This is a genomic window from Methylovirgula ligni (assembly GCF_004135935.1).
Taxonomy (GTDB): Bacteria; Pseudomonadota; Alphaproteobacteria; order Rhizobiales; family Beijerinckiaceae; genus Methylovirgula; species Methylovirgula ligni.
In genome coordinates this window covers 255,199-266,186 of record NZ_CP025086.1, presented here as the reverse complement: position 1 = coordinate 266,186, position 10,988 = coordinate 255,199, and the positions used below count along the sequence as shown (strand labels likewise).

General features: G+C 61.9%; 11 protein-coding genes. 2 read left to right on the top strand and 9 right to left on the bottom strand.

Annotation, left to right across the window (positions count from 1 at the left end):
• Positions 1-106 precede the first annotated feature (106 nt).
• Positions 107-964 (top strand): tetratricopeptide repeat protein, encoded by an 858-nt coding sequence (locus tag CWB41_RS01225; protein ID WP_245411194.1) that lies wholly within the window; start codon positions 107-109, stop codon positions 962-964.
• A 42-nt stretch (positions 965-1,006) separates the two neighbouring features.
• Here CWB41_RS01225 and CWB41_RS01220 read toward each other — a convergent pair whose 3' ends face one another.
• The 9 genes from CWB41_RS01220 to CWB41_RS01180 form a co-directional block, all read right to left on the bottom strand.
• Positions 1,007-1,978 (bottom strand): type II secretion system F family protein, encoded by a 972-nt coding sequence (locus tag CWB41_RS01220; protein WP_115835791.1) that lies wholly within the window; start codon positions 1,976-1,978, stop codon positions 1,007-1,009.
• 30 nt (positions 1,979-2,008) lie between these two features.
• Positions 2,009-2,980 carry a type II secretion system F family protein gene (locus tag CWB41_RS01215; RefSeq protein WP_115835792.1) on the bottom strand — a complete coding sequence of 324 codons (972 nt, stop codon included), beginning with the start codon at positions 2,978-2,980 and terminating at the stop codon, positions 2,009-2,011.
• Positions 2,981-3,018: 38 nt separating this feature from the next.
• Positions 3,019-4,464 (bottom strand): TadA family conjugal transfer-associated ATPase, encoded by a 1,446-nt coding sequence (locus CWB41_RS01210; protein ID WP_115835793.1) that lies wholly within the window; start codon positions 4,462-4,464, stop codon positions 3,019-3,021.
• A gap of 149 nt (positions 4,465-4,613) precedes the next feature.
• Positions 4,614-5,858 (bottom strand): CpaE/TadZ family protein, encoded by a 1,245-nt coding sequence (locus tag CWB41_RS01205; RefSeq protein ID WP_115835794.1) that lies wholly within the window; start codon positions 5,856-5,858, stop codon positions 4,614-4,616.
• A complete protein-coding gene (locus CWB41_RS01200) occupies positions 5,858-6,610 on the bottom strand; it encodes a CpaD family pilus assembly protein (RefSeq protein WP_165203907.1) in 753 nt (250 codons plus the stop codon). Before CWB41_RS01200 ends, CWB41_RS01205 begins: the two co-directional genes overlap by 1 nt.
• A gap of 31 nt (positions 6,611-6,641) precedes the next feature.
• Positions 6,642-8,078, bottom strand: a complete 1,437-nt coding sequence (locus CWB41_RS01195; RefSeq protein WP_115835796.1) for a type II and III secretion system protein family protein — start codon at positions 8,076-8,078, stop codon at positions 6,642-6,644.
• A gap of 42 nt (positions 8,079-8,120) precedes the next feature.
• Positions 8,121-8,921 carry a Flp pilus assembly protein CpaB gene (cpaB, locus tag CWB41_RS01190; protein WP_115835797.1) on the bottom strand — a complete coding sequence of 267 codons (801 nt, stop codon included), beginning with the start codon at positions 8,919-8,921 and terminating at the stop codon, positions 8,121-8,123.
• A 181-nt stretch (positions 8,922-9,102) separates the two neighbouring features.
• Positions 9,103-9,612, bottom strand: a complete 510-nt coding sequence (locus tag CWB41_RS01185; protein WP_115835798.1) for an A24 family peptidase — start codon at positions 9,610-9,612, stop codon at positions 9,103-9,105.
• Positions 9,613-9,847: 235 nt separating this feature from the next.
• A complete protein-coding gene (locus CWB41_RS01180; protein ID WP_115835799.1) occupies positions 9,848-10,009 on the bottom strand; it encodes a Flp family type IVb pilin in 162 nt (53 codons plus the stop codon).
• Positions 10,010-10,520: 511 nt separating this feature from the next.
• Between CWB41_RS01180 and CWB41_RS01175 the strand changes: the two genes are divergently transcribed.
• Positions 10,521-10,988 (top strand): pilus assembly protein N-terminal domain-containing protein, encoded by a 468-nt coding sequence (locus CWB41_RS01175; RefSeq protein ID WP_115835800.1) that lies wholly within the window; start codon positions 10,521-10,523, stop codon positions 10,986-10,988.

Genomic DNA, 10,988 nt, shown 5'->3' with positions numbered 1-10,988 from the left:
TATTGCTAACAGGCGGCACGGCAAGAGGGGTGAAGGAATGCGCAGGTCTCGCGCCGGAAGGCGAAACGCCGCGAAGGAATTTCGCACACGGCTTAGAGGCTCCGTCATGCCAGCCGCGCTGCTCATGGCCTCGCTCGCACTCGCCGGTTGCCAAAGCATTGGCCCCGACTCGATCACCGGCTCGATCGGCAGCGATGCCGTGGCGCCCAATTCGCCGGCGGCGCTGCAACGCTATACCGAAGATCTCGGCCAGCGCTACGATTCCCAGCCGGACAACAAGAGCGTCGCGATGGCCTATGCCCGCGCGCTGCGCGCTAGCCAGCGCTACGATCAGGCGGTGGCGGTCGCACAGCGGCTTGCAGCCAAATATCCCAAGGACATGCAAGTGCTGGGCGCCTATGGCAAGGCGCTGGCGGAAGCCGGCCATTTGCGCCAGGCCGAAACAGTCCTGCCCGAGGCGCATACGCCGGAGGAGCCCAACTGGTCGATCCTTTCGGCTCAAGGGACGGTGGAGGATCAACTCGGCGATCACGATCAGGCGCAGGCCTATTATCGCGCCGCGCTGAAGATCGTGCCGAACCAGCCCGAAGTCCTCTCCAACCTTGGCCTGTCTTACGCCTTGTCGAAGCAATTGCCTCTGGCCGAAGACACGCTGCGGCTCGCCGCGGCGCAGCCTGGCGCGGACTCGCGCGTGCGGCAGAACCTCGCTCTGGTGTTGTCGCTTCAAGGCAAGTTCGACGCCGCGCAAACCGTCGCGCAGCAGGATTTGGCACCTGTCGATGCGGCCGAAGATGTTGCCTCGATCAAGCAGATGATTGCCCAATCGGATACGTGGAACCAGATCCGCGATCTCGACAAGCCGCAACGTACTGCGGCTCTCGCGCATCGGCCGCGCCACTATGCCAAGGTGGAAAAGGCGACGCCGCAAAATCTGCACCCGACGCAGATCGGTTCAGCGGATTAGAGCGTGTTCTGGAAAAGTTAAATGCTTTTCCAGACCCGCGCATCAGCGCATCGTGGCAGAGACCTGGATGATTGCCGGCGTGATGATCACGGCGAAGAGAACCGGCAGAAAGAACAGGATCATCGGGACGGTGAGCTTCGGCGGCAGGGCGGCGGCCTTCTTTTCCGCCTCGGACATACGCCGCTGGCGGCTCTCGGTGGCGACGATACGCAGCGCCTGGGCAAGGGGCGTACCATAGCGTTCCGCCTGCGTCAGAACGGTCGATATCTGCTTCAACGAATCGACGCCGGTGCGTGTTCCCAAATTCTCGAAGGCCTGGCGGCGGTCGGACAGATAGGAGAGCTCCGCTGTCGTCAAGGTCAATTCCTCGGCGAGAGGAATGGATTGGATGCCGACCTCCTGCGCGACTTTGCGAAACGCGAGTTCGATCGACATACCCGACTCGACGCAGATCAGCATGAGATCGAGCGAATCCGGAACCGCCTTGCTCATCGATTTCTGGCGCTTGGCGATCGCGTTGCTGACATAAATTTCCGGCGCCTTGATCCCGATATACGCGGCGCCGATGGCCACAGCGATATTCATCATCGGGGACAGGCCGAACCGGCTCAGAAAGAACAGATAGATGAGCGCGAAAACGAACACTCCGATCGGAGTCACAAGGCGAAAGAACAGAAACCCAACCTCCGCCTGCTGTCCGCGAAAGCCCGCCATGACCATCTGGTGCTTCGCCTTTTCCGTGCCCAGCCAGGACGACAGATTGAAGCGGTCGACGATGTTTTTCATATAGGCTTTTGGCGCCTGGCGCAGGGTGACCTTCGATTCGGCGAGCCGCTCGCGTTCACGCGCGCGAATGCGCTCGCGCTCCGAGGCGACGATTTTCATGCGCCGTCCGAGCCTATCCGTCTGCAGCAACGGCATGGCGAACGTCAGGATCGTCGCAAATATCGAGATTGCGACCAACGCCGCCAGCATCGCCTGACGGTTCAGCAAAAAGTCAGTCACATCATTCATGTCGATCCGCCAAACAAAAATTCCGCGCCGTCAGTAGTCGAAATTCACCATCTTCTTCATGACAAAAATGCCGATCGCCATCCAGAGCGCGGCTGCCCCGAGAACGAGCTGCCCGGTCGAGGTCGTCCAAAGCAGGGAAATGTAGGCAGGGCTGGTGACGTAGACCAGGCCCGCGACGGCGAAGGGCAGCGAGCCGATGATCATCGCCGAAGCTTTCGCCTCGGACGAGAAGGCTTTGATCTTGCCTTCCATCATTTTGCGATCGCGCAGCACGCCGGAAAGGTTGGACAAAGCCTCCGAAAGATTACCGCCCGCCTTTTGCTGAATGTTGATGACGATAGAAAAGAAGTTCGTCTCGGCGATAGGAATCTGGTTCGTCAGCCGCTCGACCGCCTCCGAGATCGAAAGACCCATAGTCGCGGCTTCGACGATCGCACGAAATTCACCACGGACGGGCTCTTCGACCTCGCTCGCGATAATGCGCAGGCAATCGCCAAGCGGCAGGCCCGCCTTCACGCCGCGCACGATGACGTCGATCGTGTCCGGAAACAGATTGACGAATTTCTTCAGACGCTTTTTCGCGAGATAATTGATGACCCATGTCGGCAGGCCGATCGCGCCGACGAGGCCCGCCGCGGCGGCGAGATAGAGCTTGCCGGTGAGGACATAGAACAAGAGCGCGAGAACAAGGCCGCTGATGGCGGAGTAGATGAAAAAGACGGATTTGGAGATTCGAAGGCCGGCGCGGCTGATCTTGGTTTCCAGGCTGACACGCTTGCGGGTGTTGCGCCGCTCGATCTCTTTGAGGCTATCGGCGATCTGTTTACGCCGCACCGCGGCGTCGGTTTGCTTTTCCGGCTGCTTTCCGGCGCTGGCGGAGAGCGCTGCCTGCCGCTTCTCGGCCTGCCGCTCGCCGCTGAGCAGCGGATAAACGAAGGCGAGGCCGAACCCGCCGACGGCGAGCGCCGCCAGGAAAGCTGAGAGGAGGGCCTGAATGGGCATGGTCTAGTTCCCGGCCGTAACGATCTTCGGCATAATCTTCATGCGGTCGTCTGTTCGCTGGCGTCGAGTGCGGCGGCGAGCCGAACCTCCTCGCCGAAATAGCGCGCGCGTTCCCAGAACCTGGGGCGGCCGATCCCGGTCGAGCGATGCGCGCCCTTGATCCGGCCGGAGGCGTCCTCGCCGTCGATCTCGTAGAGAAAAAGATCCTGTGTGATGATGACGTCGCCTTCGAGACCCATCACCTCGGTGATGTGAGTGATGCGGCGCGAGCCGTCACGTAAGCGCGCCGTCTGGATGATGACGTCGATCGACGAGACGATCATCTCGCGGATGGTGCGCGCCGGCAGCGAGAAGCCGCCCATGGTGATCATCGATTCGAGACGGCTGAGCGCCTCGCGCGGGGAGTTGGCGTGGACCGTGCCCATCGAGCCATCGTGGCCGGTGTTCATCGCCTGCAACAGGTCGAAGGCTTCGGCGCCGCGCACCTCGCCCACGATGATCCGCTCGGGACGCATACGCAGGCAGTTTCTCACGAGGTCGCGCATCGACACCGCGCCGGTGCCTTCGAGGCTCGGCGGCCGCGTTTCCAGACGGACCACATGCTGCTGCTGCAATTGAAGCTCGGCGGCGTCCTCGCAGGTGATGACGCGCTCGTCTTCGTCGATATAGTGGGTGAGGCAGTTCAGCAGCGTCGTCTTGCCTGAGCCGGTACCGCCGGAGATGAGAACATTACAGCGGACGCGGCCGATGATTTTCAGGATTTCGCCGCCTTCGGGCGAAATACAGTTGTAGCGGACGAGCTGCTCGAGGGTGAGCTTATCCTTGCGAAATTTGCGGATCGTGAGCACCGGGCCGTCGATGGCCAGCGGTGGCGCAATGACGTTGACGCGCGAACCGTCCATGAGGCGCGCGTCGCAGATCGGCGAGGCTTCGTCGACGCGGCGGCCGACCTGGCTGACGATGCGCTGGCAGATGTTCATAAGCTGCGCGTTGTCGCGGAAGCGGACGTTGGTCAACTGGATTTTGCCGCCGACTTCGATGAAGGTCTGCCGTGCCCCGTTGACCATGATGTCGGCGATGTCGTCGCGGGCGAGCAAAGGCTCGAGCGGGCCATAGCCGAGCACATCGTTGCAGATGTCGTTGAGCAGGTCTTCCTGCTCGGAAATCGACATGACGATGTTTTTGATCGCGATGATCTCGTTGACGATGTCGCGGATTTCCTCGCGCGCGCTGTCGGCGTCGAGGCGAGCCAATTGCGATAGATCGATGCCCTCGATCAGGGCGCCGAAGATCATGCTCTTGGTGACGTAATATTCGTCGGAGCGCGGCTCAATGGGCGGAGGCGGCGGCGCGGAGGGCGGCTCGATCGTGACCGGCGTCTTGCGCCCGGTGTCGGTCACGCCGCGGAAATTCGTGATCGCGACGGCCGGCGTCGGCGCGCGCGGGGGTGCGCTTTCGCTTGCAGGCGACCGCCGTCCGAACATCGCTTAACTCCTCTTCGGCGACGCCGACAGGGCGTCGCGCAATTTCCACTACCGGCGCGACCAGCAAACCGCGCAAGCCTAAAAAAATCCCTACAAATCACCCGCATCTTTTGCGGAACTCGCGCGGCGTCGTGCGCTGCGCCGGAAGCTCAGGAAGCCCGGCTCAAGCCGAGCTTCAATTTCAGCGGCTCCAGCAGGGTCTTTTTGGCTTTTCGTATCTCCGTTCGCCCGGTCACGGCGCGCGCCAATTCCGAAATCGTCTCGTTGATTTTGTTCGCCGGGTCGACCTCGGCGATCATCTGGCCGTTGTTGGCGGCGGTGCCGAAGAGCTTCGGCTCGAAATTTATGAACCCTTGCGGTTCGAGATCGACCGCCTTGGCGAAGTCGCTCACCGCGATTTCCGGCCGCTTGGGCACGCCCATGAAGTTCAGGATGAGCCGGGGTTTGGCATCGTTCGGGCGTGCCGCCCGGACGGTATCGAGGAGGCTCTTGGCGTTGCGCAGATTGGCAAGGTCCGGCGTCGCGACGAGGACGATCTCGTCTGCGCCGAGGATCAGCCGCCGCATCCAGGCAGTCCAGCCATGTGGAATGTCGAGGACCACGCAGGGCGTCGAGGCGCGCAGGATTTCGACAATCGCGTCGAACGCGGTTTCGGGAAAATCGTAGATGCGGTCGAGCGAGGCGGGGGCGGCGAGCAGACTGAGCTTGTCACCGCAGCGCGACAGCAGGCGATCGACGAGATTGCTGTCGATCCGGTCCGGCGCGAACACCGCTTCAGCGATGCCTTGCGGCGGGTCCTGATTGAAATCGAGCCCCGCGGTGCCGAAGCCGAGATCGAGATCGACGAGCGCCGTCTGAATGTCGAGTTCACGTGGGATCGACCAGGCGACGTTGTGGGCAATTGTCGAAGCTCCTGCGCCGCCCTTGGCGCCGACGAAGGCGACGATCTTGCCGACCGGCTCCGCGCCGACGCCGGTGTAGAGGCGGGAAATCGTGCGGATGAAATCGAGCACCGTGAACGGCGCGACGAGATATTCGCTGACGCCGCGCGCCATCAACTCGCGATAGAGCACGATGTCGTTCATACGGCCGGTCACCACGACTTTGGTTCCGGCGTCGCAGAATTCGGCGAGCGCGTGCAGGTAGTTGATGAGTTCCTCGCGCTTGGACGTCGTCTCGATCAAGATCACGTTCGGCGTCGAGGCCGAACGGTAGGCCTCGAGAGCCGCAGCGGCGCCGCCCATGTGCACTTTGACATGCGCCTTTTCCATCCGCCGATCGCCGATCGCGGACTGGATGATCTGCGCAACCTCCGGCGTTTCGCAGAACGCCTGCATGGAAATGCGTGGAACCGGCGCGATTTGTTCCGGCGAAGTATCCGATCCGTCGCTCATCACTGGGCCCCCGAGCCGATGGGGTTGATGCTGGTGCCGTTGGTATTCCAGGTGGTCGCCGGATCTTTGCCCGCGCGGACCTGATCGATCGCATAGGTCCTGAACACCGTATCCGATGGATCCTCGGCGCGCGGTCCGACGAGATCGCGCGGGTCGGCGACCTGTGCGGCGAAAATGCTCTGATAGGAGCAGCCGTAATTCCAATAGGGCTTGTTCTGCCAACCTTGCAGCGAACTGCCGGAGGCAAGATCGCTCGGCCATTGGCCGCAAGCATCGGCGACCTTGGCTTTGAGCCCGATAAAGCTCAGCCGGATCGGCGAAGCGAGGTCGCGATTGACGACAGGATAGGTTGTGACCTGCAGCGGCGCATAGGCGCCGCCGGCGGCAAGCGCGCGGCGGATCGATTCGATCGTCCCGCGATTTGCCGTGCCAGCCTCCGGCAGGAAGGCCACGATCGGGCCTTGCCCGTTGGAGCGGTAGAGCTTGCCGTATTGGACCACCTGCGCATAGCTGCGGCGGTCGAGGCTGCGCGCCTGCGGCGGCGGGAAAATATCGAGCCGATTGGCCGATTCCGAGAGGACGATCGGATGACGGACGCGATAATCGTCCATAGGGATGGAGGAGGTCCGCATCCGGTCGACATTCGCCGACGCGCAGCCGCTCAGCGCCGCCGCGGTGCAGAGCGCAAGCAGAGCGCGTCCTTTTGCGGCCTTTCGGCCGGTTTGCGCTGTTCTATTTGGCGAGATCGGCATCTTTCGTCCCACTCTTCTCATCAGTTCGGGCTCAATCCACGATGAAGCCGACACGGCCTTTGAAATTCTTCACCGCTTCAGGGTTGTTCGGCGAAGCGTAGAGGCGGTTGATGCGGCCAAGCAGCCAGGCTTGCGGATCGGTCGAATCCGCATATCCGTCGTCGGGCTGCGGCAACTCCGCCGTCGATGTCGCCCGCACCAGATAGGGCGTCACGATGATCATCAGCTCGGTTTCTTCCCGCTGATAATCGCGTGAGCGGAACAGGGTGCCGAGGATCGGCAGATCCATCAGGCCGGGAAATCCGTTGATGACCTGGCGCGAAACCGTCTGCAGCAAGCCGGCGGAGGCAATCGAGCCGCCGGAAGGCAGTTCGACGCTGGTCGCGTTCTTGCGCGTCAACAGGCCGGGGGTCGGCACGCCCTGGATGCTGACGGTCTTGGTGTAATCGATGTCGGTCACCTCGGTCGACAGATGCAGGAGGATGCGTCCTTCGCCGAGAACGACCGGCGTGAACGTCAACATGACGCCGTAAGGCTGATAGACCGCGCCGCCGGAGCAGACGGCGGTGGTTGAGACCGTGCCGGGGCAGGTTGTCGGCGGACCCGGGATCGGGAATTCGCCGCCGACCGTGAAATTGGCGCTCTCTCCCGAGACGGCCGCGACCGTCGGTTCGGCCAGAATATGCGAGACGCCGTAGCGCTCGAACGCCTGCAGCGTCGCCGACACGGTGCCCGACGGATTGGAAAGCGTGATGCCGCTTGTCTGACCGTTCCCGGCCGTGGCGATATTGCCGTTGATGCCGAACGGATTGTATTGCGTGAACGGGCCCCAGGTGCTCGACGTCAGGCCCAGTTGCTTGGCGATGCTGCGGTCGATTTCGGCGATGGTGACTTTCAGCATCACCTGATCGCGCCCGTGAATGACCAGGGAATTGACGACCATTCCCGTCGACGAGCCGTTGTTGCCGTTAAAGTCCTTGGCGAAGCCCTCCGCGATATCGTCGGCGCGCTTGGCCTCCTCCGCCGAATCGACTTCGCCGGAGAGGATGATCGTGTCGTTGACCGTGCGGGCGATAATATTCGACGTCGGCATGGCCGCGCGCAGGATCTGCTGCAATTCTCCGACGTCCCGGCCGATGTTGATCTGCATTGCCGCGATCTGGTGGCCTTGGGCATCAAGCGCGAAGACCGTGGTCTGGCCCTTGTCGAGGCCAATTATGTAGAGCTTGCGAGCCGAGCGGACGATGGCATTGGCGACCTTGGGATTGCCGACGAAGATTTCCGCGGCGTCCCGGGGCAGATCGACAATCAGCGACTTGCCGATGCCCATCGATATGCGCCGCGAGAAGCCGGAGTTGCTCCCATCCTCGACCTGCATACTTGCCTGTGCGAAAGCCTCTTGCACCGGCGCAAGCAGCATCAGCGCTGCGGACAATCCGCATAGGAGAGTTGGGACGCGGCGTTTCATGCGTGGTTCCTTAGGATCTGGTTATGTCTGTTCGCATCCAACTCAACGCGCGCGGCCCGGGACCGGAATTCCGTAGCGAATGATGGTGAAATTCGTTTCTTTCTCTGAAGAATCGAGGTCCCCGGTCGTTTTGGAATCGGCCATGCTTCGCAGGCTCAACGAAAGCTGGCCGACTTTCTGGGCGAGGAGAATCTGCTCGACCTGTCCGGGGCTCAGTTCAAGAGTTGCATTGGAGCCGCCGATCACGGGCTCCTTGCCGGCCTTTTGAATGCTCTCGCCGATGGCGAGGACCCGGACGTTGTGCAGGAGCGTTTCGCTCACCATGCCGTCGCCGCCATTAGCGCGTGCCACGTCATCGTCGCGGAATGTATGGAGCACATCGACATGATCGCCGGGCAGAATGAAGTTGCCGGCAGTGGTCGAGCCCTGCGAATCGATCGTGATGGCGACGGCTCGCATCCCCTCCGGGAGGAGGGCGGCGAGGAAGCCGGACTTGCCGGGCTGGATGAGACGGTCCTTATAGACGGGTTCGCCCTGGCCAAGGCGGTTGCGCACGAGCCAGCCTTCGAATTCGGTCGTGGCGTCCGGGTCTTTCGACTGAAGGAGGACACCTGCCGGTGCTTTGTTCTTCGGCCAGGCCTGCCAGCGCAGGTCGCCCGACTCGATCGTATTGCCGAAAGGAATGTCCTGGTCGGCGACGAGAACCTGATCCATCGGCGGCGGTGGGGCCGACACGGCGATCTTGACAGGCTCCGGCGGCTTCGTGCCGCTGAGAATAAGCAAAAATGCCCCGACGCCAGCGAGCGCGGCAACTCCGAGAATGACGAGGCGGGCGGGCTTCATCGCTGAACCTATTCGACGCGTGGGTTTCCACTCGCCTTGGATAGGAACATGCAAACGTCAAATTAAGGTTAACCAAATATCTCCAATCCGCGCCAACTGCCTCGCTCCAAGACAGATGCGCTTCAGCTAGCGCGCGAAAGCGCCCGCGTCTTTGCGGCGCAGCCGGACAAATGGTTAACGATTAGTGAGCGACGGCCGATAGCCAGATGCCTGTCTGCGGATAAAGCAGGAGACCGGCGACGGCGAGCGCGATGCCATAGGGAACACCGTTCCCCTGCTCGTGCAGGCGGGCGATCCAGCTCTGGCGGATCAGGACGGTCGGCAGCGGGTGCCGGCGAATAATCAGAATGAACAAAGTGAGCAGGCCGCCGAGCAGCGCCGCATAGAGGCCGTAGTCAGCCAGATGGTCGAAGCCGATCCAGAGCGCAATCGCCGCAGCGAGCTTGGCGTCGCCGCCGCCGATCCAGCCGCGTGCGAACATGAAAAAGGTCAGTACGAGCACGAGAAGGCCTGCCGCGGCGTGCAGACCGATTTCCCAGGCCGGCATGCCCAGCACCAGGGCGAGCGCAAAGAAGATCGCCATAAGGGCGAGGGAGATGAAATTCGAGATCGTCATCGTGAACAGGTCGGAGAAGGCGGCATAGACCATCAGCACGGGAAAAAAGACGAGTGTCGCAAATGCCATGATCAGCCCAGCCCGAAGGAATCGTGTGAGTCGTGGTGCGCAAGACTAAGCCGCGCCTGTTTACCGAGCCTTAACGGCTCACCACCGCCGCGTTCGGCGCGGCGGCACGGGGCTCAAGAAACCGAGTGTTTCAGAATGGCGCAGCTCACGGTGCCTCGTCGGAGGCCCAGGGGCAAAATAGCTGCGGCGCGCACCGCTCTGCGCAGCGCGCGCCGCAAAAACCAGCTCGCAACAGACGCGATTAGGTCAGGTTGCTCGCAATGGCGTTGAACTTGTTCTTGACGTTCGTGCCGAGCGTCGTCAGGGCGCTGATGATGACAACGGCGATCAGGCCGGCGATGAGGCCGTACTCGATAGCGGTGGCACCGGATTCGTCATTCATGAAACGGGCAAAAATCTTCATAGGTGGCTTCCTCATTCGCGAGTTTGCAAAAACATCATTCCAGCTTGGTGGCGGAACGCAGGGGAACCTTAGGATGCTTTTGCTCAAAACCGCTTAAGCGCCGCCCAAAATTCCAGAACCCCGAATTATCGAGTTCTTAATTAACGCAGCGCCGCCAAGTTGGCCCCGTAGCGCCGCGAGCGTTGGCCGCCGGCCGGGCGCCGGCTGGCCTAAAAAGGGATGCGCTCGAAAGGCCGAGAGGAATGAAGACGCTTCACGGACTGCGGGAACGTCAGGTTTTCATTGGGGTCCGGGCGCTGTCGACGGCGGAGAGCGTGGACCGGAAAAGCCTCGGCACCATCGCAGATGCGGGCGCCGCGCCGGGGTTCACGTGCATTTCTTTGATACACATGCAGCGGTTGCGTCGGTGATTTCACCCGGTTTGGAAGCTTTTTCGCATTGTCACGGTTTAGCAAAAATTCACCATTCGGAGTCAATTTGCCAAAGCACGCTGCGATCGCGAAGGGTAGCTATGGGTCTGCACGCCTCAAAACTCTGTCGGCTCGGCATAAGCGCGGCAGCCGTTTGCCTCGCGCTTGCGCTTTCGGTCCCGGCCTTCGCTGTCGACACGCTGACCGTGACCGTCGATCAGGCAAAGATCGTACAGATTCCGCCCGGGGCGCGGACCTTGATCATCGGCAATCCGATGATTGCCGATGTGACTCTGCTGAAATCCGGTAACACGATGATCGTGACCGGAAAGGGCTTCGGCCAAACCAACATGATCGCGCTCGACGCAGGTGGCAATCCGGTCGCGGAGTCGAACATAGTCGTCGTCGGCGATCCCAGGGCGCTGGTGGTCCAGCGCGGCATGGACCGCCAATCCTATACCTGCGCGCCGCGCTGCCAGCCGACTGCCATTCTTGGCGATGACGGCGGATACTTCAACAACGTCGCCGCCGAGATTCAGGCCCACAACGCCGACGCGCTGGGCAAGTAA